The organism is Brevibacillus sp. 1238 (assembly GCF_029892995.1).
GTDB lineage: Bacteria > Bacillota > Bacilli > Brevibacillales > Brevibacillaceae > Brevibacillus > Brevibacillus parabrevis.
The window spans coordinates 382,072-405,893 of record NZ_JARXWC010000003.1; the positions used below are offsets into that span (position 1 = coordinate 382,072).

Here is a 23,822-nt window from a genome sequence, read left to right on the forward strand (position 1 = left end):
GAAGGAGGATGAACAGTGGGATTTCGAATCAAGGAAGTAGGTACGATTTTATTTGTAATAAGCATTGTTGTCATGATGGTAATCCCACTCCCTTCTGGGCTGCTTGATCTGTTGCTGATATTGAACATCTCCCTTGCGTTGACGATCTTGCTTGTGTCGATGTACACAAAAGAAACACTGGAGTTTTCCATCTTTCCGACAGTTCTGCTGATTACGACGTTGTTTCGTCTCGCCCTGAACGTATCCACTACACGGAACATCTTGTCGCACGGGGAAGGCGGACAAGTCATTGAAACCTTCGGAAGCTTTGTTGTCGGAGGCAACCAGGTCGTCGGATTTGTCGTGTTTCTGATTCTGATCATCATTCAGTTCATCGTCATTACAAAAGGTTCAGAGCGTGTCGCAGAGGTAGCTGCACGTTTTACGCTGGATGCGATGCCAGGTAAGCAAATGAGTATCGACGCAGATTTGAATGCCGGGATGATTACGGAAGCAGAAGCGCGAGTGCGGAGAAAAAAGATCGAAAACGAAGCAGACTTTTACGGAGCCATGGATGGTGCGAGTAAATTCGTAAAAGGGGATGCAATCGCGGGAATTATCATTTTTATTGTAAACATCATCGGCGGCTTTATTATCGGGATGCTCGTGCATGGCTTCAGCTTCCAAGAATCCGCTTCCCGTTTCACTACCATGTCGGTCGGGGACGCGCTGGTCAGCCAGATTCCTGCCTTGCTTATCTCGACTGCTGCAGGTATTATTGTCACTCGCTCTACTTCCGGAGAAGGTCTGGGAGAGGACATCGCTCGGCAAATGTTCTCCTTCCCGCGTCTGTTGTACATCGTGGGAGGCTGCATGCTCTTGCTCGGCCTTTTCACGCCAATCGGTCTTCTGCCAGTTTTGCCCGTGTCGGGGATTATGGGATTTGCCGCATGGCGCATGGACAAAAAGCAAAAAATCGAGATTCAGGAATCGGCGGACAAGGTGGAGGAGCAACAAATCGAAGAAGTGCGCAGCCCGGAAAGCGTGGTCAACCTGTTGCAAGTCGACCCGATCGAGTTCGAGTTCGGCTACGGTCTGATTCCGCTGGCAGATGTGAAACAGGGGGGAGACTTGCTGGATCGCGTGATCATGATCCGCAGGCAGATTGCGTTGGAGATGGGGATTGTCGTTCCCGTCATCCGCATCCGCGACAACATTCAGTTGCGGCCTAATGAGTACATGATCAAGATCAAGGGCAACCAGGTGGCAAAAGGGGAAATTTTACTCGATCACTACCTTGCCATGAGTCCGGGAATAGAAGATGATTCCATTGTCGGGATCGAAACAGTAGAACCTGCGTTTGGATTGCCCGCATTATGGGTAACAGAAGAAAATAAGGAGATTGCAGAGCTTTCCGGCTACACGGTAGTCGATCCGCCGTCTGTGGTGGCGACACACCTTACCGAAATCGTCAAGCGCCATGCGCATGAGCTGCTTGGCCGCCAAGAAACGCGAGCGCTTATCGACAACGTTCGAGAAGTGGCGCCGGTTTTGGTGGACGAGCTCATTCCGGGACTGCTGTCGATTGGCGATGTGCAGAAGGTGCTCCAGAAGCTTTTGCGGGAGAAAGTGTCCGTGCGCAATCTTCAAGTCATTCTCGAAGCTTTGGCGGATCATGCCTTGTTTACCAAAGACCCGGATGTGCTCACCGAGTACGTGAGACAGGCGATGTCCAGGCAGATTACGTTACAGTTTACAGAGCCAGGGCAGCCTTTGCGGGTAGTGACAGCAGGCGCTGGTCTGGAAAAAGCAATCTCCGAGCGGGTGGAGCAGTCGGAGCAAGGAAGTTATCTGGCGATGGACCCTGATACATCGCAACGAATCTTCCAGGGTATGTCGGCAGAAGTGAGCAAAATGATCAACTCCGGTCAACAGCCGATTCTCCTTTGTTCTCCGGCGATCCGCATGTATCTGCGTCAGCTGGTTGATCGAATGATGCCCGACGTTCCTGTATTGTCATACAGCGAGCTTGAGCCACATGTTGAAGTGCAAAGCGTAGGGATGGTGAACATTTCGTGAGAGTAAAACGTTACATTGTCGATTCGATGCCAGAAGCGATGGAAAAAATCAGACTCGATCTGGGGATAGACGCAGTCATCCTGAACTCCAAATCGATCAAGACGGGCGGATTGTTCGGTATGTTTGGCAAACAAAAAATCGAAGTGATCGCTGCCGTCGATGAAAAGGTGCCCGAGCGCGGGAACACCTTGGTCGCGGATGAACATCGGTCGAAGGACGTTTTCTCCTCTAAAGGACAGGCCGGCACCTACACGGCTCAACAGGCTTACCGGAAGGCGAATCTGGCGAAGGAGCCTGCCGAGAAGACCGCGACTTTGCCCAATGAGCAAAGAGCAGAAGCTGCTTCGAAAGCAGCTCCACCGATGGTAGCTCCTCGAACGGAAGCGAGAGAACAGTCATCGGTGCAACAGGCGGAAATTCCGGCGCAAGTGCCCCATGTATCACCGGAATCAACAGGTGCTGCCGGAAACAAAGCGGCAAATGACGCCCTTGCCAATGAAGTGCGCGATATGCGGCAAATGTTCCAAAAGCTTTTGGTCAATGACCTGAGCCAACAGCTCCCGCCTGCTGTTCAAGAAGTGCGCAGCCGACTGGTGAGCCAGGAAGTAGGGGAAGAGGTTACCGCGGAAATCATCCGCAAGCTGCTGGAAGCGAAGAAGCTTGAGGAAACGTGGGATCAGGAGACGGCTTTCGGCGAGGCGCGAAGCATCATTTCTTCCATCGTTGCCTCGTATGCGCCAAAAACATCAGGGATTAGCAGGGATGTGCAGTACGCTTTCTTTTTTGGCCCTACAGGCGTTGGCAAAACAACGACGATCGCCAAACTGGCAGCGAGCAGCATGTTGAAGGAAAAGCGCAAAATCGGCTTTATCACCGCGGACACGTACCGGATGGCTGCGGTGGAACAACTGAAGACGTACGCGAACATCTTGAATGTGCCGCTCGAAGTGGTGTTTTCCCCGAAGGAAATGGTTCCGGCCATGGAGCGTTTAAGCGACTGCGACCTGATTTTTGTCGACACCGCAGGCCGTAACTTCCGCAACGATGAGTACGTGCAAGGCATCCGGGAACTGGTGGAGCATGGGAAGAACAGCATGAATTACCTCGTGCTGAGCCTCAGCTCGAAGTACAACGATATGAAGACGATCGTGGAAAACTTTGCAGAGGTGCCTGACAAGCAAGTCATTTTTACCAAGGCAGATGAGACAAACAGCTACGGTTCCGTTTTGAACATTTGTCACGAGAGCAAGCTTGCACTCTCCTACTTCACGACGGGACAAAACGTCCCAGATGATATCGTAGTGGCTACACCAGAGCTGGTAGCAACGATGATTATGGGAGATTGACTGGATGAGAGACCAAGCAGAACAACTTCGGATGCGCATGCAGCAGTCAGGTGCGAAAGAAAAAACGACGCGGCTGGTGACCGTAACGAGTGGAAAAGGCGGGGTCGGCAAATCCAATTTCAGTTTGAATTTTGGACTTGGATTGCTCGAACGGGGCCATAAAGCCGTATTGTTCGACGTCGATCTCGGGCTTGCCAACCTCGATGTATTGATGGGGATTACCCCGAAAAAGCACTTGTTTCACTTGCTTGAGCCGGACACGGATGTGTGGGAGATCATCGAGCATGGGCCAGGCGGACTGGAATTTATTGCCGGAGGTTCGGGTTTCACTCAGATCATGCAGCTGGACGAAGCCAAGCTGGATCGCCTGTTTACTAGGCTTGAGCCGTTGCAGGGCTATGCGGATACGATCATCTTTGATACGGGAGCAGGCTTTTCCAAAGAATCGTTGCGCTTCATGCTCTCGTCTGACGAAGTCATTCTGGTGACGACGCCAGAACCGCCAGCGATTACGGATGCCTATGCCGTCATTAAGATGCTTCACGCGCGAAACCCTGTGATTGTGATTCGTCTGGTCATTAACCGGGCTTCCTCGGAAAGAGAAGGCAGAATGACAGCGGACAAGCTTGCGATGGTAGCCAAACGTTTTCTGGATATGGACATCCAGTCGCTCGGATATGTTTCAGACGACCCGCACGTATCAAAAGCTGTCAAGCAGCAGCGTCCTTTTCTACTTACATATCCGCAATCGCAAGCCGCAAAGAGCATTCGGAACCTGGTTGACCGATACTTGGACAGCCCGACCGGACAGGATGCGAAAACAAATGGACTGAAAGGCTTTCTTGCGAGGCTGAAACACTTCATACGTTGAGACACATAGGTAGGAAGGGAGTGACATTCGATTGAGCAAAATTCGAGTTCTGGTCACAGATGATTCTGCATTCATGCGTAAAGTTATTAGCGACATTTTATCAGGTGATCCTGAAATTGAAGTGATTGATCGAGCAAAGAACGGACTCGAATGCGTGGAGAAATGCAAGCAACTCAGTCCGGATGTCCTCACCCTGGACATCGAGATGCCGGTGATGAACGGCTTGGAAGCGTTGGAAAAGCTCATGGTTGACTGTCCGGTTCCAGTGGTCATGCTGAGCAGCCTGACACGCGAGGGAGCTGAGGCGACGATTCAGGCTCTGGAGCTTGGAGCATTTGACTTTATTACCAAACCTTCCGGACCGATCTCACTCGATATCCACAAAGTGGCGGATCGGCTGATCGAAAGAGTCAAAGCGGCAGCTGCTGTAAAAGGCCGCATGCGCAGGACGCTCAGACCGAGTCGACCTGCCGCGCCGGAACCAACGCGCCAAAGTCCAATTCCTGCCCCCGCTCCGTTGCGCCCTGCGCAGCCGGTGATCAATGCTTTGCCTCGCATCCAAAACAACGGGAAAGCAAGGTTGGTCGTGCTGGGAACATCGACAGGCGGACCGAAAGCGCTGCAAAATGTGCTGACGGCAATTCCGGCCGGGTTCCCTGCACCGATCGCGATTGTCCAGCACATGCCGGCCGGGTTTACGAAGTCGCTGGCGCAAAGGCTCGACTCTCTGTGCCAGATTCGGGTGACAGAGGTAACCGACGGGGAATGGCTGGAGCCGGGCACGGCCTATATTGCACCGGGCGGATATCACTTTGAGGTACAGCAGGTGAGTGGAAAGCTGCAAGCGCTCCTGCACCAGCAAGAGCCACGAGGAGGCCATCGTCCTTCCGTAGATGTCCTTTTTGAATCTGTGAGTCGATTGACAAATGTAGACAAATGGGCAATTATCATGACAGGCATGGGAAATGATGGGACCAAAGGTCTGAAGCAAATGAAGGAGTTTGGACCTGTTACCAGTATTATCGAAGACGAGTCGAGTTGTGTCGTATTCGGGATGCCACGAGCGGCGATCCAGGCAGGACTGGCAGATCATGTGGCCCCATTAGAAAAAATTCCAGAGCTGTTGTGCAAGCTCTTGCACTGATTTTGGGAGGTGGATCACCGATGGATATGAATCAGTATTTGGACATGTTTATTGAGGAATCAAAAGAACACCTGCAAGCAATCAACGCCAACTTGTTGCTGCTGGAAAGTGATCCGGGAAACATTGGGCACGTGAAGGAGATTTTTCGTTCGGCGCACACGTTGAAGGGAATGTCGGCGACCATGGGTTTTGAAGACATGGCCAGCCTGACGCACGAAGCGGAAAATGTGCTCGATCTGATCCGCAACCAAAAACTGACGATTACCAGTGACATTATGGATGTGATCTTTCATAGCGTGGATTTGATTGAGAGCATGGTAATCGACATTACGGAGGGCGGGGATGGTTCCGCTGACGTATCCGCTCCGGTGAAAAAATTGAGAGCGATTGTGGCTGGCGACTATACGGCTGACCAGGAAGTAGCGGCGGCGACAGCGGTAGCCGAGGCAGAAGCAGTGGAAGCTGCCGAAGAGGAAGGAACGCCAGCCGAGGATCACGAGCTGGACGATTACGCTTTGATGGTGCTCAAGCAGTCCAAGGAGCTGGGCAACAACCTGATGTGGATCACGGTGACGCTCAATGAGAACTGCCTGCTGAAAGCGGCGCGCTCCTACATGGTGTTCGACCAGCTCGAATCCATGGGTGAAGTGATCAAGACGAAGCCATCGGTAGAGGATATCGAGAACGAGCGTTTCGAGCAATCTTTTGAGATCGCCTACGTCACCATGCAGTCGGTCGAAAAAGTGCGCAGCACGATTCTCAACATTTCGGAAATCCAGGATGTTGTCATTGAACCGATTCAATTGAAAAGTGAAGCGCCACCTGCTCCGGTAGTCACAGAAGTTGCCGCGCCTGTAGAGAAAAAGCCGGCAGACAACGCCCAGACAGCTGCTGCGAAGAAAGCGACGGCTGGCGGAAAAACAATTCGCGTCGACATTGATCGCCTGGACATTTTGATGAACCTGTTCAGTGAGCTGGTCATCGATCGTGGTCGTCTGGAACAGCTTGCACGCGAGATCGGAAAAAGCGAGCTGCAAGAGACTGTGGAGCATATGAGTCGCATCAGCGGCGATTTGCAAAACATCATTCTGACCATGCGCATGGTTCCGGTCGAGCAAGTGTTTAACCGCTTCCCGCGTATGATTCGCGATTTGCAAAAAGATCTACATAAAAAAGTGAATCTGGAAATCATCGGGGCGGAAACCGAGCTGGATCGCACCGTTATCGATGAAATCGGCGACCCGCTCAACCACTTGCTGCGCAACTCGCTCGACCACGGAATCGAATCGCCTGCCGATCGGAAAAAAGCAGGGAAGCCGGAGGAAGGAACTATCGTACTGCGTGCGTTCCACAGCGGCAACCACGTCTTTATCGAAGTCAAAGACGACGGCGCAGGCATCAACAAGGAAAAGGTGCTGAAAAAAGCGCTTGAGCGCGGCATCGTCAATCCGGCGAACGCTGACAGCATGTCGGACAAGCAGATTCATGAACTGCTGTTCGCAGCAGGCTTCAGTACCGCTGAAGTGGTTTCGGATATTTCTGGCCGCGGTGTTGGTCTGGATGTCGTCAAATCGAAAATCGAATCGCTTGGCGGAAGCGTAGGTGTTGAATCCGTTCGCGGACAAGGCACGACCTTCCTGATTCAGTTGCCGCTGACGCTCTCGATTATTTCCGCCATGCTCGTACAAGTCAAAGACGAGAAATATGCGGTGCCGCTTTCCTCTATTATTGAAACAGCCGTGTTCAAGAAAGATCAGATCATGATGGCCCACCGTCAAAAAGTAATCGACTTCCGGGGACGTGTCGTTCCACTCGTTTCGTTGCAAGACATTTTCCAAGTGCCGGACAACGGAGCGGATAAAGAAGATGAAGTGGCGGTTGTCATTGTGCGCAAAGGCGAGAAGATGGCCGGACTGGTCGTTGACTCCTTCATCGGGCAACAAGAGATCGTCCTCAAATCGCTTGGCAAGTACATGGTCAACGTCTTCGCGATCTCAGGCGCTACGATCCTGGGTGACGGACAGGTCGCACTCATCATTGATTGCAATGCACTGATTAAGTAGAGGGAGGGGCAGTCACATGCTCGATCAAAAAGAAATCGTAAGCGAAGTCAAAGTGATTGTGTTCCGTTTGAAAGATGAAGAGTACGGAGTAGAAGTCAACCAGGTGAAATCCATCGAAAAATTGGAGCACATCACTCGCGTTCCACGCACGCCTCCATTTGTCAAAGGCGTAATCAACCTGCGTGGAGTGGTGACGCCGATCATCGATCTGCGCAATCGCTTCGGATTGGAAGAAAGCCTCTATTCCGAATCGACGCGCATCATCATCGTAGCGGTAGGCGAGCTGGAAGTCGGGCTGATCGTCGATGCAGCCAACGACGTTATCGATATTCCGGTCAACGCGATCGAGCCGCCGCCTGAGGTTGTAGGCGGCGTGGAAGCGGCTTACTTGCGAGGAGTAGCAAAACTGGACAAGCGGCTTTTGATTTTGTTGAATCTCGATAAAGTATTGAGCACAGAGGAAATTAAACAGCTGGACTCAATTGAGGGGTAAGAAAGATGGCCTATTTCACAAAGTTTGGAGATTTCCAATTTGACGTGCTGCGGGAAATCGGGAATATCGGTGCAGGACATGCTGCAACGGCGCTCTCCAAGCTGATGCAAAAAGAGATCGACATGAAAGTGCCCCAGGTCAACATCATCCCGTTTGACAAAGTGGCAGATTGTGTCGGCGGAGCCGAAGCAGTTGTCCTTGCCGTATTTTTTCGTGTGGAAGGCGATTGTCCGGGAAACATGTTCTTCATTCTCGATCTGGATTCCGCGAGATACCTGCTTGAACAAATTACGGGAATCAGCAAGGATGTCTATGAATGGGAAGAGCTAGAGATTTCTGCGCTTCACGAGATCGGCAATATTTTGACAGGTTCCTATCTCTCCTCGCTGGCGGATTTTACACAGCTTAATTTGCAGCCTTCCGTGCCTGCACTCGCTGTGGATATGGCTGGAGCTATTCTTAGCTACGGACTGATAGCGTTGGGTCAAGCGGGTGACTTTGCCCTCACGATTGACACAGCATTTTTTGAAGGCAACGAGAAAGTCAAAGGGAATTTTTTCCTTATACCTGATCCTGAATCGCTTCCTATTCTATTTCGTTCATTAGGGGTTCCGTTCGATGGAGATTATTAAGATAGGTATGGCCGACCTCGGTGTGGCAAAGCCGCCGAGTAAATTACGAACTACTGGTCTAGGTTCTTGCGTAGGGGTTGTCCTCTACGACCAGACCCATAAAATTGCAGGAATGGCACATGTTATGCTTCCAGAGTCTTCGCTGGCCAAAAGCGGAGAACTGACGATTGGAAAGTACGCAGATACAGCTATTCCCCATCTGATCAATCTGATGGAAAAGGCAGGGGCGCAAACCCGAAACATCGTTGCCAAAATCGCGGGTGGAGCACAAATGTTCGCTTTCTTGGGAAACAGTGATACGATGCGGATTGGGCCGAGAAACGTCGAGGCTTGCAAGCAGGCTTTGAAGGACGCACACATTAAAATCGTGGCAGAAGATACAGGGGGAAACTGCGGTCGGACGATAGAGATGGATGCCACAAATGGAGTTCTTCAAATCCGTACGGTAAATCAAGGTGTGAAGGAAGTATAAGAATGTTGGGAACCATTTGGATAAATACAGGCATGGGGTTGCTCGCTTTTGTCATTACATTGTGCACGGCGCTTGCGAGTAATGTCTGGTTGGTCTCCTTGGAGCGAGCCGGCATTGCTCTGGTGATATTCTTCCTTGCCGCTTTCCCGATTCGCTTTGTGCTGGCGCTCGTCACGCAAACACCAGCCCAGTCTGCAGAAGCAGGCGGCCAAGAGGAGTTGAATGCTCCTCTGGCCGATGGCGGGGATGAGGCGAATCCGCCAGGTCAAACGGGAGAGCAAGCGGCAGCAGAAGCATTTTCTCCGCTGTCCTTCACCAAGCTGGAAACGATCCATCCGTCAGAGGACCCAGCCACCGTTGCAGAGGTCGTTAGGCGCTTAACAGATGAGTAAAGGTTGGTGACTATTCGTGGCACGGCTAACCAGTCAAGAAAAAGCAAAAGAGTTCGATAAATGGGTCATGTGGAAGCAAGAGGGCAGTCGCGAGGCGGAAGTTGACCTGATCACTAAATTTTTGCCGCTGGTGGACAAAGTGGCGAATCGTCTGGCGATCAATTTGCCAGCGAATGTGGACAAGGACGACTTGATTAGCTACGGACGATTTGGGCTGTTGGATGCTTTGGCCAAATTCGATCATACGCGGGGACTGCAATTCGAGACGTATGCCATGTGGCGCATTCGTGGAGCCATGATTGATGGCCTGCGCGAAAATGACTGGATTCCTCGCACCGTTCGAGACAAAGCCAAAAAAATCGAAGAAGCGTACACCACTTTGGAACAGCAGATGCTGCGAATGCCAACCGATCAGGAAGTGTCCGAATATCTCGGAATAAGCGAAAAAGATCTGCAGCAGGTGTTTTTGGAAACCTCTTTGGCTAGCATGGTCTCCATTGACGAGGCAGTAGGGGAAGAGGACGAGCAAAAAACCGCAAGACATTCCTACATCGTGGACGAGCTGACTCCTCGCCCGGAATCGGTAGCAGAAGTCAGCAGCCTGAAAGAAGTGTTGGTCGGTGTGATTGACAAGCTTCCTGAAAAAGAAAGACTCGTCGTCTCCCTGTTTTATTTCGAGGAGCTGACGCTGTCGGAAATTGCTGAGATCATGAGCTTGTCGCCTTCACGCATTTCCCAGCTTCATTCAAAGGCGCTTTTCCGACTTCGTTCCGCATTGTCAAGATGGAAGTCGCAATTACTGTAAACAGAAATTTACCCAAGCTTGAGAGGGGTAGAATGTATGGAAGGGATCGGGAATTATAGACTAGAGGTCAAGTTATCCGCAGACAAATTAGAAGCAGATATCATTTTGCGCGTAGATGAAGAAGACATCGACAACATTGTCGTCGTGGAATCGGATATTTACAACGCATTGCAACAGCAAAAAGTGAAGGCTGGCATTTTGGAAGACGTCGTGCAGGGGCTATGTACTTTTCCGGCGAAGTATGCCAATGCCAAGGTTACCATTGCACGCGGAGTGGCTCCAGTCCCAGGCGCAGACGCCATCATCGAGTACCCGTACTTGGCGACTGTTTCAGACAATGAAGGGCCGAAAGAGCTGGAAGACGGCCGCGTCGATTATTACAACATAACCAGTATTCCGAATGTCGCCAAAGGACAGCTTTTGGCCCGCAAGACTCCAGCTAGCTCTGGAACTCCAGGGACAGCAGTTACCGGAGAGCCCATCGCTCCCAAAGCAGGCAAGGAAATCAACCTCAAGCCAGGCAAAAATGTCGTGCACAATCAGGAGCGCACGATGCTTTACGCCGCTATTGATGGACAGGTTTCCTTTACCGACCACGACAAGCTGAATGTTTTTCCCGTCTTTGAAGTAAAAGGGGATGTCGATTTTGGTGTAGGCAACATCGATTTTGTGGGAACGGTGGTCATTCGCGGGAACGTACTAAACGGTTTTCGGGTGAAGGCGTCTGGTGACATCCGTGTACTGGGAAGCGTGGAAGGCGCCGAGTTGTACGCGGAGGGCTCTATCGAGATCAAAAGTGGCATTGTTGCCCAAGACAAAGGGGCGATTGTTGCCGGCAAGGACATTCGCACATCCTTTATTCAAAACGCGAACGTCACCGCTGGCAATCAGGTGATTGTGTCTCAAAGCATCATGTTTTCCAATGTGCGTGCAGGGAAGCAAATTATTTGCAAAGGCCCGAAAGGAATTATCATCGGGGGCGTCCTGCAAGCGGGAGAGAAAATTGCTGCGAGAGTTTTCGGCAACACCAGTGCTACACCTACACTCTTGGAAGTAGGCGTGAAGCCAGAACTGCGTCAGGAACTTTCGAACATCCAGAAAGATTTGCAAAATGTGTATGAAAATTTACGCAAAACGGATCAAGGCCTGGGTGTGCTCAATCAAATTTTGCAAACAGGCAAGGAGCTTACCACCGAGAAAAGAATCATGCAAATCAAGCTGACCAACACGCGGCTTGTTCTCGAAAAAGAGTGCAAGCAGCTGGAAGCGCGCAGAAAAGATTTGGAGAGCGAGCTGAAAGGGGAAGGCCCTGCGGCAGTCGAAGCGTACCACGTCATGTACCCCGGGATCAAAATGACATTCGGCAAGCTTGTGCATTTTATCAAACACGAGTATGCACGTACGCGATTTATCGTTCTCGATGGGGAGATCAGTACAGCAACACTCATCTAATAGCCGAATGTGATTTCGAGAGGCGAGGAAGGGGCTGGGCTGCATGAGCTTGAAAGCAGTGGAATTGCAGGTGGCATTGCCACGCACCTTGGAAGTCGGCCGAATCCAAGAGCACCAGATGCAACGGTCCATGCATGAAACGCAATCGATGATCGATCAGCGCAAAGAACTGGACGCGCACATGCGCCATCGTGCGACGGATATTGATGAAACGCAAAAAAATCAGATTCGCGATAGGGAGCAGGGGCAACAGCGAGAGCATGATGAGTCAGGTGACAGCTCTTCCGCAGGACAGAAGAATGCCGCAGCAAAAGACCAAAATGCCCCTTCCTCGGTCTCCATGAGAGATCCGATGCGCGGACGCTTCATTGATATTTCCTTATAAAAGGAACAGAAATTGACAAGCCAGAAGTAAAGGTGGCCAACATGGATCAAGTGTACATCATCCTGATTGGCGCAGGAATCATCACCATGCTGCTTGCTTTGTTCATCCAAAGAAAGTCGCCTGCTGATCATACTGCCGCCATCCAGACATCACGATCAACTGACAAGGCAGATATTGAAAAAAACCTGCAACGCTTGAACAAGCAGTTCAAGCAGGAGACCGCCCTTCTTTCTGCCGAATGGCAAGAAACAAGGGCTGATTTGCTTCGTGAAATCGAATTTTTGCAAAAGCGCGTGGAGCAACTGGAACAACAGTTGGATGAAAGAGTAGTCGTTCGCGAAACCGCCGCTGCTGTAGAGGCTCCGCCAGTCAAAAGCGCAGAGCCTGTATCGGAGCAAGTCGACATGCTTGCCTTGCGGGAACGCTATCGGCGTGTCTTTGAGTTAAGCAAGGAAGGGCTCGCTCCAGACGAGATTGCGAAACGGCTGGGGGCGGGCCGGGGAGAAATCGACCTGATTTTCTCATTGGCGCAAAGAAACGAGCGAGGTTTTGCCGATGCGTAAACGCGAATTGTTATTTGGATTCGGCGCGGGCTTGATCGTGGCTGCTTCGGCTCTCGGGCTGATGGCTCCGAAAAGCGGGGCGCCCAGTCCTGCGCTAACCGAGGCTGAAATCAAGCAGGCTGCCACCGAGCTGCAAATGGTCGTGCTTACGCCTGAAGAATACAAGCAGTGGCAGGAAGAAAAGAAAGTGAACGTGCAGCCTGCTCCAAACGCGCCAAAAGCTCCGGCGGCACCAAACGTCGAGCAGACGAAGACACCTGCGGCTGCCAAGCCCCAAACTCCTGGAGTTAATGAAGGGACACCGCCAAGCGTGAATAGCGTCCAGGAGACGTCGTCAGCCGCTGAGAGCAAGGTAGAGTCTGTTGCAGCTCCGGCACAGACAGGGACGCCACAAGCACCTGCGGTCGAGACTCCCGTCGTGAAAAAGACCGCTTCCTTTACCGTGCCATACAAGGCGACGGCAGAGGGTGTTGCGGCTACGCTCGTCAAGGAAGGTATTTTGCCTGCAAACAATCATTTTGTCGACCAGCTGCGTACGATGGACAAGCTGAATCGGATTCGCGTAGGGACGTATCAGGTTTCCCTGCCCGCTTCTGAGGAAGAGATCGTCAAGCTGATTACTACGCCGCCGAAAAAATAGGGCGGTATTTTTTTGCAAAAATAATGGGATTCGTTTGTTGCAATTGAAAGACCCATATGATATATTCATTTACGGTGTTGAAATCGCACGTCCACCAATTCCGGCAACGGTGCTGCCACTGGCAGAATTGCTTGGAACATGCGGTGAGGCGGAGGTAGGCATCACAAAAACCATTTTTGAAGGAGGTGTGAAATATGGCAGTAATTTCGATGAAACAATTGCTCGAGGCTGGTGTACACTTCGGTCACCAAACTCGCCGTTGGAACCCGAAAATGGCTCGCTATATCTTCACCGAACGTAACGGAATCTACATTATCGACCTGCAAAAAACCGTTAAAAAAGTAGAGGAAGCGTACAACTTCGTGCGTGAACTCGCTCAAGACGGCGGAAAAGTGCTCTTCGTTGGTACGAAGAAACAAGCACAAGAATCCGTAAAAGAAGAAGCTGAGCGCACAGGTCACTACTTCATCAACCAACGTTGGTTGGGTGGTACCTTGACTAACTTCACTACCATCAAAAAACGTACTGCTCGCCTTGCTGAGCTGAAACGTATGGAAAACGATGGCACTTTCGCAGTATTGCCTAAGAAAGAAGTTATCGTACTGCGCAAAGAAATGGATCGCCTGGAGAAATTCCTCGGCGGTATCGCTCACATGGATAAATTGCCAGACGCACTGTTTGTCATCGATCCTCGTAAAGAGCGCATCGCTGTAGCAGAAGCTCGCAAATTGGGTATCCCAATCGTTGCTATCGTAGATACTAACTGCGATCCAGATGAGATCGACTACGTGATCCCAGGTAACGACGACGCAATTCGCGCTGTTAAACTGCTCACTGCAAAAATGGCAGACGCTCTGCTGGAAGGCAACCAAGGCACAGAGCAACAAGCCACAACAACTGCGTAAGCAAGTGTGTAAAAGGGTGGACTGAGGGTGTCAGAGCCCCCGGCCACCCTTTTTTTCTTAGCAAGCATTTGTAACAGTTGACTTGCATTTCCCCTATACTAGGATCGTAACTTTCCAAGGAGGTTTCACTCAATGGCAATTAGTGCACAAGCGGTTAAAGAACTGCGCGAGCGTACAGGCGCAGGTATGATGGATTGCAAACGCGCGCTGGAAGAAACAGCAGGCGACATGGAAAAAGCAATTGACTTGCTCCGTGAGCGCGGTATCGCGAAAGCGGCGAAAAAATCCGGCCGTATCGCAGCAGAAGGTTTGACAGCTACAGCAGTTGCTGGTAACGTAGCAGCAGTTGTAGAAGTAAACTGCGAAACAGACTTCGTAGCGAAAAACCCTGAGTTCCAAGCACTCGTGAAAGACATTGCAGAACACGTTGTATCCCAACGCCCTGCATCCGTTGAAGCAGCTCTGGAGCAACCGTTCAAAGGTGCTGGCGAGTCTTTGGCTCACGTCATCAACGAAAAAATCGCGACTATCGGAGAAAACATCTCCTTCCGTCGTTTCGCTCTGTCCGAGAAATCCGATAGCGGCGTATTCGGTACTTACCTGCACATGGGTGGACGAATCGGCGTTCTGGTAACTTTGGAAGGTACACAAGACGAAGCGCTGGCTAAAGACCTGGGCATGCACGCAGCAGCGTCCAACCCACGTTTCGCTAACCGCGAAGAAGTTTCTCAAGACGAGATCGAACGCGAGCGCGAAGTTCTGAAAAACCAAGCGCTGGCTGAAGGCAAGCCTGCTAACATCGTTGAGAAAATGGTGGAAGGCCGCCTCTCCAAATTCTTCGAAGAATACGTACTGGTTGAGCAACCATTCGTAAAAGATCCAGACAAGAAAGTAGCTGCTTTGTTGAAAGAAGCAGGAGCTACCTTGAAAGGCTTCGCTCGCTTCCAAGTAGGCGAAGGTATCGAGAAGAAACAAGAAGACTTCGCAGCTGAAGTAATGGCTCAAGTGAATAAGCAGTAATAAAGGTATAGGGAACACCTTCGTGTTCCCTATTTTCAAAGCGAGAGTTTCACTTCATGTGAAACTCTCCTGCACGTAAAAAGCAATGTGTGCCGCAGCTTGCAGAAGGAATGCAGGAGGCGCACAGAGAATGATTCATGAATGGAGGCCGTTTCACATGCCACTTCCTGCCTATAAACGGGTTGTGTTAAAGTTGAGTGGGGAAGCACTGGCGGGAGACCTCGGGTACGGAATCGACCCGAAGGTGATTCTCTCCGTAGCGAACCAGATCAAGGAAATCGTAGAATTGGGAGTACAAGTCGCCGTAGTCGTCGGAGGAGGTAACATCTGGCGCGGACTTTCCGGAAGCTCAAAAGGAATGGATCGGGCTACTGCCGACTATATGGGGATGTTGGCCACGATTATGAACTCACTCGCCTTGCAGGATGGGTTGGAAAAAGTGAACGTCCCGACTCGTGTTCAAACCTCGATTGAGATGAGACAGGTAGCCGAGCCATACATACGCCGACGCGCCATTCGCCATCTGGAGAAAATGCGCGTGGTCATTTTCGCTGCGGGAACGGGTAATCCTTACTTTTCTACAGATACAACGGCTGCCCTGCGCGCTGCTGAAATCGAAGCAGAGGTCATTTTGATGGCGAAAAACAAGGTCGATGGGGTCTACTCCGCTGACCCAAGCCTGGACCCAAATGCAGAGAAGTACGATAAGCTGACATTCCTGGAGGTCCTCAACAAAGGATTGGGAGTAATGGATTCGACCGCATCGAGCTTGTGCATGGATAACAGCATCCCACTCATCGTATTTAACATTTCCGAAGAAGGTAATATTCGTCGGGCAGTAATGGGCGATAAAATCGGTACTCTAGTGAAGGGGGAATAAACGATGCCACAAACAGTGCTAAAAGACATGGAAGATCGTATGAGCAAAGCGATCCTCGCTTTGAAAAGAGACTTGTCCAGCCTCCGCGCTGGCCGTGCTAACCCTGCGATGCTGGACCGCGTCATGGTTGACTACTACGGTTCGCCAACGCCAATCAGCCAATTGGCTAACATCAGCGTTCCGGAGCCGCGCATGCTGACCATCCAGCCTTGGGACAAAACAGCGCTGAAAGAAATTGACCGCGCGCTGCAACAGTCCGATTTGGGCATTTCTCCATCCAACGACGGGGTAATCATTCGCCTGATCATTCCTCCGCTTACAGAAGAACGCCGCAAAGAATTGGTGAAGCTGGCTGGAAAAGGCGGAGAAGAAGCGAAAGTTGCCATCCGCAACATCCGTCGTGATGCGAACGATGACATCAAAAAGCTGGAAAAGGCTGCGACCATTTCCGAGGATGAATCCCATCGTCATCAAGAAACGATCCAAAAAACGACAGATAAGTTCATCGCTGAAGTCGACAAGATCGTAAAAGACAAAGAAAAAGACATCTTGGAAGTATAAATTTTAGGGCGATCCCCCTCATTTGAGGGGGATGCACGTCTATATCTCTCATTACGGGGGAACACTTTATGTTAGAACATCTGGCGCGCAAATGGAGCCGCAAGGAAAAACAAACGGTACCAGCCGAGTTGGATCGTTCCGGGAAAATCCCGCAGCATGTTGCGGTGATTATGGACGGCAACGGTCGTTGGGCCAAAATGCGCAATTTACCCCGGGTCGCCGGGCATCGAGCAGGCATGAAAACGGTCAAGGAAGTCGTAAAAGCTGCTGACGAGATCGGCGTGCGCTACATGACCATGTACGCTTTTTCTACTGAAAACTGGAAGCGACCGCGGGACGAAGTGGATTTTCTCATGAAGCTTCCGCAGGAATTTTTGTCGACAGAATTGGATGAATTGATCGAACGGGACGTGCGTATCCGCATGCTCGGCAGCAAAGACGAGCTGCCGTCGCATACACTAGATGCTCTCTTGGAAGCAGAAGCACGTACGCAAAACAATCAAGGGCTTCAATTGTGCTTTGCCATGAATTACGGTGGCCGCGACGAAATCGTCAAAGCTGTTTCCGTATTGGCTTCGAAAGTAAAAGCGGGCGAACTCGATCCACAAGACCTGGATGAAGAGGCGATTTCCCGCTATCTGTATACAAGCGATATTCCAGACCCTGATCTTTTGATCCGCACCAGTGGAGAAATTCGCTTGAGTAATTTTATGCTTTGGCAATTGGCTTACACAGAATTGTGGTTTACGGATGTGCTCTGGCCTGATTTTACCCGTGAACACTTTTATCAAGCGATTGTGGAATACCAAGGCCGAGCTCGTCGCTACGGGGCGGTATAGCCGAGAGGTGGAATCAGTTGAAGCAACGAATCATAACAGGCTTGATTGGTGGAGCGGCATTTCTGTTTTTTATCTACCAAGGTGGAGCCTGGTACTCACTTTTGGTGTTATTACTGGCCGTCATAGGCCATTTTGAATTTATGCGGATGGCTGGCATTCAGCCATTCAATGTGGCAGGGATACTCGGATACGTGCTCATGGCCAGTTTGCTGTGGCCATCGCTCGCGTTTTCTGACTGGCTTCGCATCAGCATGCCGGATCTGATGCTGCCTGTCCTTTTGCTTTTGTTGATTTACTCCGTTCTGCGGAAAAATCAGTTTCACATTGAACACGTCGCCCTTACACTGGTGGGGGCGTTATACATAGGCTTCGGTTTTACATACATGGCCGCAGCCCGCAATCTTCCAGACGGATTGATGCTCACTGCGCTTGTGATTGCTGCGATCTGGTCCACAGATTCGGGGGCCTATTTTGTCGGGAAAGCAATCGGAAAGCGAAAGCTCTGGCCCGAGATCAGTCCGAACAAAACGGTCGAGGGCGCGCTTGGCGGGCTGGCAGCGGCCGTTCTGATCGTGATCGTCATCAATGCTTGCTTCGGCAGCATAGCATTTGACAAGGCACTAACGATTGCCCTGGTTGCCGGCATCATTGGACAAATGGGCGACCTGGTAGAATCGGCATTCAAACGTCATTTTCAGGTAAAAGATTCAGGACAGCTCATTCCCGGACACGGTGGCGTGCTGGATCGCTTTGACAGTTTTCTGCTTGTCTTTCCGGTTTTGCATCTACTAGGTATCGTCTGAAACCTGGTGCATATAGAAGAGATATAGAGGGTGAAATCAGTGAAAAAAATAGCGCTCTTGGGTTCGACTGGCTCGATTGGAACAAGCACCTTGGAAGTGGTTGAACAGCACCCGGAAGATTTTGCTGTCGTCGCAATGGCAGCAGGGACGAATGTGGAGCTGTTTGCCAAGCAGGTCGAAAAGTTTCGGCCTGAGCTTGTTTCGGTGGGGAGCGAGCAAGCGGCTGTCCAGCTTCGCGAACAGTTGGGAAGCGGACATAAACCCGAGATTGTTTTCGGATCAGCGGGGCTTGAACTGGTTGCCTGCCACGATGCCGCCAGCTTTGTCATGACAGCGGTGGTCGGCAGCGTAGGCGTGGCGCCTACCCTTGCCGCTATCGAAGCGGGCAAGACGATTGGACTAGCAAATAAGGAAACGCTGGTGAGCGCAGGTCCCGTTGTGATGAAGCGGGCGAAAGAAAAAGGGGTTTCCATCATCCCTGTCGACAGCGAGCACTCTGCTGTCTTTCAATGTCTGCAAGGAGAAAGAGCAGAAGATGTAGCCCGTATCATCTTGACTGCTTCCGGAGGCTCGTTCCGCCATTTGAGCCGCGAGGAACTGCAACAGGTGACGGTAGAGCAAGCACTGGCGCACCCGAACTGGAGTATGGGCGCAAAAATCACCATTGATTCGGCTACCATGATGAACAAAGGCTTCGAAGTAATCGAGGCCCATTGGCTGTTTGATATGCCGTACGAGCACATTGACTGTGTGCTGCATTCTGAAAGTATCGTTCACTCTATGGTAGAATACAAAGACCGGGCCGTTATGGCGCAGTTGGGCACACCTGACATGAAGGTGCCAATCCAGTACGCCATGGGGTATCCCGGCAGACAAAATTTGAGTACAGAACCTCTTGATCTGGTCAAAATCGGCTCGCTTCATTTTGCTGCCATGGATTTTGAACGCTATCCTCTGCTACAATTGGCGTATGAATGCGGGAGAGCGGGCGGTACGCATACCGCTGTCCTGAATGCAGCCAATGAAGTCGCTGTCGACCTTTTCCTGAAAGGCGCCATTGCGTTCCTCGACATCGAAAAGGTTGTCAGACAGACGTGTGAGGCCCATGAGGGAGTACATAATCCCGAGCTGGACGAGATTTTTGCGGCTGATCAGTGGGCGCGCGCTCATGCGCTTGCGTCCGTTTAAGAGACTGGATCTAGACACTCCAACGAAAGGTGGCTGTTCACTTGCCTTTTCCCAACATGGATTCCGTTGAATCAATTCTCGCGATTGTCGTCGTTTTTGGTGCGCTCGTTTTCGTGCATGAGCTGGGGCACTTTCTCTTGGCTAAAAGAGCCGGGATTCTGTGCCGCGAATTTGCACTGGGAATGGGGCCGAAAATCTTTCGCGTGAAGCGGGGAGAAACGGAATACACGCTTCGCCTCCTCCCCATTGGAGGTATGGTCCGCATGGCGGGCGAAGACCCCGAAATGGATATGTTGAAACCGCACATGGAAGTAAGTTTGGAGCGGGATGCGTTAGGAAAGGTAACCCATATTTTGCTGGACGGACCGGGTACTGCTTCCCCTCGTGCGATCACGGGGACAGTGGTTCGTTTTGACTTGGAAAACGATTTGCATATCGTAGTGGATGTGGCAGGAGAAGAGCGCCAGTTTTCCATTCATCCGCAGGCGCAGTTGGTCAAGGATGGACAAGAGGTGCAGATCGCGCCATTGAACAGACAGTTTAAAGGAAAGACGATCTCGCAGCGCTTCTGGGCGATTTTCGCCGGGCCTTTTGCCAACTTCTTGCTGGCGTTTCTGTTGTTCATCGCTATCGGTCTGCTGTACGGCGTGCCGAAAGACATCCCGTATCTGGGCGAAGTCAGGGCAAATGGACCAGCGGCTGAAGCTGGCTTGATGCAAGGAGACAAAATTATTTCGATTCAGGGACAGCCTGTGGCTTCCTGGAAAGAAATCGTCCAGATTATCAGTACGTCGCCGGGCAAGGAAATGAAGTTTGAGTACGAGCGCAATGGACAGCGCAACTCGGTTTTGGTCAAGGTCGGAAAAGACGAAAATAACGTGGGCAAAATCATGGTGACGAACCCGTTGACGTACGCCCCGGGAGAAGTGTTGAAGTACGGCGCGTCCTCGACTTACGAGTTCACGGCGATGATTTTGAAAAGTTTAGGGATGCTCTTTACGGGTTCAGTCGGGCTTAACGATCTGAGCGGGCCAGTAGGCATCTTCAAGATGACCGGAGAGTTTGCTCAGCAAGGCATGGCCATTTTGATGAAATGGGCAGCCGTGCTCTCCATCAACCTCGGACTGTTCAATCTGTTGCCGCTTCCGGCACTGGACGGAGGAAGACTCGCCTTCCTCGCGGTAGAAGCGCTGCGTGGACGTCCGGTTGATCCGCATAAAGAAGGAATGGTTCATTTTCTGGGCTTTGCTTTCTTGATGTTGCTGATTCTTGTTGTAACCTGGAACGATCTGCAACGGTTGTTCTTCCAATAACGTACTATCATGATGAGTAGAATACAGACAAATTTAAAGGATGGTGCAAAATGTACAAGCGCGAGGAGACGAAACCGGTTTTTGTGGGAGGCGTGCAAATCGGTGGCCAAAAAAGCGTAGTAATTCAATCGATGACGACAGCAGACACGCGTGATGTAGAAAAAACACTGGCCGAGATTCAAAGACTTCACGATGCTGGTTGCCAAATTGTCCGCCTAGCCGTCATCAATAAAGACGCAGCGCTCGCCATCAAAAAAATCAAGGAGCGTTCCCCGCTGCCGCTTGTTGCCGACATCCATTTTGACTATAGGCTGGCGTTGACTGCGCTGGAAAGCGGCATCGACAAAATCCGGATCAATCCGGGAAATATCGGGTCCATTGAAAGAACAAAGCGCGTTGTGGAGGCTTGCCGCGAGCGGAACGTTCCGATCCGCATCGGGGTAAACTCCGGTTCGGTCGAGAGACGACTGCTGGAGAAGTACGGATATCCTTCGCCAGAAGCGATTGTTGAAAGTGCGCTTGACCACGTGGAAATTTTGGAAGACCTGAACTACGACAATATCGTCATTTCCTTGAAGTCGTCCGATGTGCCGACGATGATCCAGACGTATTCGCTGATGGCGCAAAAACGCAACTATCCGCTGCACGTTGGGGTGACAGAAGCAGGAACACAGTTCTCCGGCACGGTCAAGTCTTCCGTCGGCATCGGTACAGTTCTGTCGATGGGAATCGGCGACACGATCCGCGTATCCTTGACGGCTGATCCGGTAGAAGAAATCAAGGTTGCCAAGCAGATTTTGCGCAGCCTCGATATCGTGAACAACGATCCTGTCGTGATTGCCTGCCCGTCTTGCGGCCGTTGTGCGATCGATCTGATCGGCTTGGCTACAAAGGTCGAGGATGCGATTTCCACTTTGAAAGTGCCGTTGAAAGTAGCCGTCATGGGATGTGCTGTAAACGGGCCGGGGGAAGCGCGCGAAGCGGATGTCGGCGTTGCGGGCGGAAACGGTGAAGGTCTGATTTTCCGCAATGGTAGAATTGTTCGCAAAGTGAAAGAAGATGAATTGTTCGAAGAGTTGATGAAAGAAATTAACGAAATGGTCAACGAGAAAAAGCCGACTGAAGTAGGCTGATCATTGTTGATTGCTGACGAGGCATAAGGAGGACACGCACGTGTTGAAGCAAAGTCAAATGTTGATTCCTACCTTGCGGGAAGTGCCTGCGGATGCGGAGATTGCCAGCCATAAGCTGCTTCTCCGCGCCGGTATGGCCCGCCAACTGGCTTCCGGTATTTATACATACCTGCCATTGGCGCTTCGGACCCTGCATAAAATCCAGGCCATTGTGCGTGAAGAGATGAACAACGCAGGCGCCCAGGAGCTGTTGATGCCAGCGATGCAGCCGGCTGAGCTGTGGCATCAGACAGGCCGTTGGGACGTGTACGGGCCAGAACTCGTACGTCTGCGCGACCGCCACGACCGCTCCTTTGCGCTCGGACCGACGCATGAAGAAGTCATTACCAGTCTGGTTCGTGACGAGATTAACTCTTACAAAAAACTCCCGATCAACCTGTATCAAATTCAAACGAAGTTCCGCGATGAAGTGCGTCCGCGCTTCGGTTTGATTCGTTGCCGCGAGTTTATCATGAAGGATGCGTATTCCTTTGATACGACCCAAGAAGGACTGGATCGCAACTTCCAGGCGATGTACGACGCCTATACGAACATTTTCACCCGCGTTGGCCTGAATTTCCGTGCAGTAGAAGCGGATGCAGGCGCGATCGGCGGAAAAGGCACGTATGAGTTCATGGCTCTGTGCGACATCGGCGAAGATACGATTGCTTATTCCGAAGAAGGCGATTTTGCCGCCAACCTGGAAAAAGCAGAAGTCGTGTACAAGCCAGCAACAAAACCAGCTTCAGAAGCGGCAGCAAAAGAAAAAGTGCACACGCCAGGCAGCAAAACGATTGATCAACTCGTACAAGCTTTGCAAGTCGAAGCGAAGCAAATCATCAAGAGCCTCATCTACCGCGTAGACGACAAGCTGGTGATGGTGCTCGTTCGCGGCGATCATGAGCTGAATGAAGTGAAGCTGAAAAACATGTACGATGCAACCTTCGTTGGATTGGCGACAGAAGCGGACATCGTTTCCGTGACGGGAGTACCTGCCGGATTTGTCGGCCCTGTCGGTATCGATGCCGAAAAAGTGGAAATCGTTGCGGACAACTTCGTGCAGGACGTGCACGATGGCATCGTCGGCGCCAACGAGACGGACTACCATCTGGTGCATGTCGTCCCAGGCCGCGATTTTGCCGTTTCCCGCTATGCTGATTTGCGCAACATCACAGAAGGCGATGAATGCCCGCGCACGGGTGGCGCGATCAAGTTTGCGCGCGGCGTAGAGGTTGGACACGTGTTCAAGCTCGGAACGAAATACTCTACGGCCATGGGCGCTACCTTCCTGGATGAGAACGGCCGCAGCCAGCCGATGATCATGGGTTGCTACGGTATCGGCGTATCGCGGACGATTGCCGCGGTCATCGAGCAAAACAACGATGAGAATGGGATTATTTGGCCGGTAGCTGTCGCGCCTTTCCATGTACATGTGATCCCGGTCAATGTTAAAGTAGAGGAGCAGCGCCAAATCAGCGAACAAGTTACGGAAGCCCTGCAAAAAGCAGGCGTGGAAGTATTGTTCGATGACCGCCCTGAGCGTGCTGGCGTGAAGTTCAAGGATGCAGACCTGATCGGACTGCCGCTGCGCATTACCGTATCGGACAAAGCGGCGCAGGAAGGCACGATCGAAGTACGCGTCCGCAAAAATGGAGAAACCGTAAACGTGAAGCTGGAAGACCTCGTATCCGAAGTGAAAGCGATGCTTGCTCGCGTGGATCATACGGGAGCCGCCCTGTTTGGCATCGAGTAGCTTGCAGGATTGAAGGAAGATTTTGTCGAATTTTACGGGGTACTCCCCTAGTCACAATGGGAGTACCTCTTT

The 23,822-nt window shown here is 51.4% G+C and carries 24 protein-coding genes; all 24 read left to right on the plus strand.

The window, feature by feature from the left end; all coding sequences use genetic code 11:
* Nucleotides 1-15: 15 nt before the first annotated feature.
* The 24 genes from flhA to M2298_RS09605 all read left to right on the plus strand — a co-directional run bounded on the left by flhA (nt 16) and on the right by M2298_RS09605 (nt 23,750).
* Nucleotides 16-2,058, plus strand: coding sequence for a flagellar biosynthesis protein FlhA (gene flhA, locus M2298_RS09490; RefSeq protein ID WP_122965208.1), 2,043 nt, complete (start codon nt 16-18; stop codon nt 2,056-2,058).
* Complete coding sequence (gene flhF, locus M2298_RS09495; RefSeq protein ID WP_173598876.1) at nt 2,055-3,404, plus strand: flagellar biosynthesis GTPase FlhF; 1,350 nt, start codon at nt 2,055-2,057, stop codon at nt 3,402-3,404. Before flhA ends, flhF begins: the two co-directional genes overlap by 4 nt.
* 4 nt (nt 3,405-3,408) lie before the next feature.
* Nucleotides 3,409-4,275 (plus strand): MinD/ParA family protein, encoded by an 867-nt coding sequence (locus tag M2298_RS09500; RefSeq protein ID WP_280648463.1) that lies wholly within the window; start codon nt 3,409-3,411, stop codon nt 4,273-4,275.
* 31 nt (nt 4,276-4,306) lie between these two features.
* Entirely contained in the window at nt 4,307-5,419 is a 1,113-nt protein-coding gene (locus M2298_RS09505; protein WP_122965211.1) for a protein-glutamate methylesterase/protein-glutamine glutaminase, read from the plus strand.
* A 20-nt stretch (nt 5,420-5,439) separates the two neighbouring features.
* Nucleotides 5,440-7,482, plus strand: coding sequence for a chemotaxis protein CheA (locus M2298_RS09510; protein ID WP_122965212.1), 2,043 nt, complete (start codon nt 5,440-5,442; stop codon nt 7,480-7,482).
* A gap of 16 nt (nt 7,483-7,498) precedes the next feature.
* A complete protein-coding gene (locus M2298_RS09515) occupies nt 7,499-7,975 on the plus strand; it encodes a chemotaxis protein CheW (RefSeq protein ID WP_063227612.1) in 477 nt (158 codons plus the stop codon).
* Nucleotides 7,976-7,980: 5 nt separating this feature from the next.
* A complete protein-coding gene (locus M2298_RS09520) occupies nt 7,981-8,607 on the plus strand; it encodes a chemotaxis protein CheC (RefSeq protein ID WP_122965213.1) in 627 nt (208 codons plus the stop codon).
* Nucleotides 8,594-9,079 carry a chemotaxis protein CheD gene (locus tag M2298_RS09525; RefSeq protein ID WP_063227610.1) on the plus strand — a complete coding sequence of 162 codons (486 nt, stop codon included), beginning with the start codon at nt 8,594-8,596 and terminating at the stop codon, nt 9,077-9,079. The genes M2298_RS09520 and M2298_RS09525 overlap by 14 nt, the downstream gene beginning before the upstream one ends.
* 2 nt (nt 9,080-9,081) lie before the next feature.
* Nucleotides 9,082-9,471 (plus strand): hypothetical protein, encoded by a 390-nt coding sequence (locus tag M2298_RS09530; protein ID WP_122965214.1) that lies wholly within the window; start codon nt 9,082-9,084, stop codon nt 9,469-9,471.
* A 16-nt stretch (nt 9,472-9,487) separates the two neighbouring features.
* Nucleotides 9,488-10,276 (plus strand): FliA/WhiG family RNA polymerase sigma factor, encoded by a 789-nt coding sequence (locus M2298_RS09535; RefSeq protein ID WP_063227608.1) that lies wholly within the window; start codon nt 9,488-9,490, stop codon nt 10,274-10,276.
* Nucleotides 10,277-10,312: 36 nt separating this feature from the next.
* Nucleotides 10,313-11,728 (plus strand): FapA family protein, encoded by a 1,416-nt coding sequence (locus M2298_RS09540; RefSeq protein ID WP_122965215.1) that lies wholly within the window; start codon nt 10,313-10,315, stop codon nt 11,726-11,728.
* A 43-nt stretch (nt 11,729-11,771) separates the two neighbouring features.
* Complete coding sequence (locus M2298_RS09545) at nt 11,772-12,113, plus strand: hypothetical protein (protein ID WP_122965216.1); 342 nt, start codon at nt 11,772-11,774, stop codon at nt 12,111-12,113.
* A 41-nt stretch (nt 12,114-12,154) separates the two neighbouring features.
* Nucleotides 12,155-12,676, plus strand: a complete 522-nt coding sequence (locus tag M2298_RS09550) for a DUF6115 domain-containing protein (RefSeq protein WP_122965217.1) — start codon at nt 12,155-12,157, stop codon at nt 12,674-12,676.
* Nucleotides 12,669-13,316, plus strand: coding sequence for a DNA polymerase III subunit gamma/tau (locus tag M2298_RS09555; RefSeq protein ID WP_173596492.1), 648 nt, complete (start codon nt 12,669-12,671; stop codon nt 13,314-13,316). Before M2298_RS09550 ends, M2298_RS09555 begins: the two co-directional genes overlap by 8 nt.
* 194 nt (nt 13,317-13,510) lie before the next feature.
* Nucleotides 13,511-14,221, plus strand: a complete 711-nt coding sequence (gene rpsB, locus M2298_RS09560) for a 30S ribosomal protein S2 (protein WP_063227604.1) — start codon at nt 13,511-13,513, stop codon at nt 14,219-14,221.
* A 132-nt stretch (nt 14,222-14,353) separates the two neighbouring features.
* The gene (gene tsf, locus M2298_RS09565; RefSeq protein ID WP_122965219.1) at nt 14,354-15,241 is read left to right on the plus strand and encodes a translation elongation factor Ts; all 888 of its coding nucleotides are present in this window, start codon (nt 14,354-14,356) and stop codon (nt 15,239-15,241) included.
* Nucleotides 15,242-15,398: 157 nt separating this feature from the next.
* Nucleotides 15,399-16,121, plus strand: coding sequence for a UMP kinase (gene pyrH, locus M2298_RS09570; RefSeq protein WP_063227712.1), 723 nt, complete (start codon nt 15,399-15,401; stop codon nt 16,119-16,121).
* 3 nt (nt 16,122-16,124) lie between these two features.
* Nucleotides 16,125-16,682 carry a ribosome recycling factor gene (gene frr, locus M2298_RS09575; protein WP_280648464.1) on the plus strand — a complete coding sequence of 186 codons (558 nt, stop codon included), beginning with the start codon at nt 16,125-16,127 and terminating at the stop codon, nt 16,680-16,682.
* A gap of 68 nt (nt 16,683-16,750) precedes the next feature.
* Nucleotides 16,751-17,521, plus strand: coding sequence for an isoprenyl transferase (locus M2298_RS09580; RefSeq protein ID WP_122965221.1), 771 nt, complete (start codon nt 16,751-16,753; stop codon nt 17,519-17,521).
* Nucleotides 17,522-17,538: 17 nt separating this feature from the next.
* Nucleotides 17,539-18,324, plus strand: coding sequence for a phosphatidate cytidylyltransferase (locus tag M2298_RS09585; RefSeq protein ID WP_122965222.1), 786 nt, complete (start codon nt 17,539-17,541; stop codon nt 18,322-18,324).
* A gap of 39 nt (nt 18,325-18,363) precedes the next feature.
* Entirely contained in the window at nt 18,364-19,512 is a 1,149-nt protein-coding gene (locus M2298_RS09590) for a 1-deoxy-D-xylulose-5-phosphate reductoisomerase (RefSeq protein ID WP_280648500.1), read from the plus strand.
* Between the two features lie 41 nt (nt 19,513-19,553).
* Nucleotides 19,554-20,825: an RIP metalloprotease RseP gene (gene rseP, locus M2298_RS09595; RefSeq protein WP_280648465.1), complete on the plus strand. Its 1,272-nt coding sequence runs from the start codon at nt 19,554-19,556 to the stop codon at nt 20,823-20,825.
* Between the two features lie 50 nt (nt 20,826-20,875).
* Entirely contained in the window at nt 20,876-21,958 is a 1,083-nt protein-coding gene (gene ispG / locus M2298_RS09600; protein WP_280648466.1) for a flavodoxin-dependent (E)-4-hydroxy-3-methylbut-2-enyl-diphosphate synthase, read from the plus strand.
* A 43-nt stretch (nt 21,959-22,001) separates the two neighbouring features.
* A complete protein-coding gene (locus M2298_RS09605; protein WP_280648501.1) occupies nt 22,002-23,750 on the plus strand; it encodes a proline--tRNA ligase in 1,749 nt (582 codons plus the stop codon).
* The last annotated feature ends 72 nt before the right edge of the window (nt 23,751-23,822 follow it).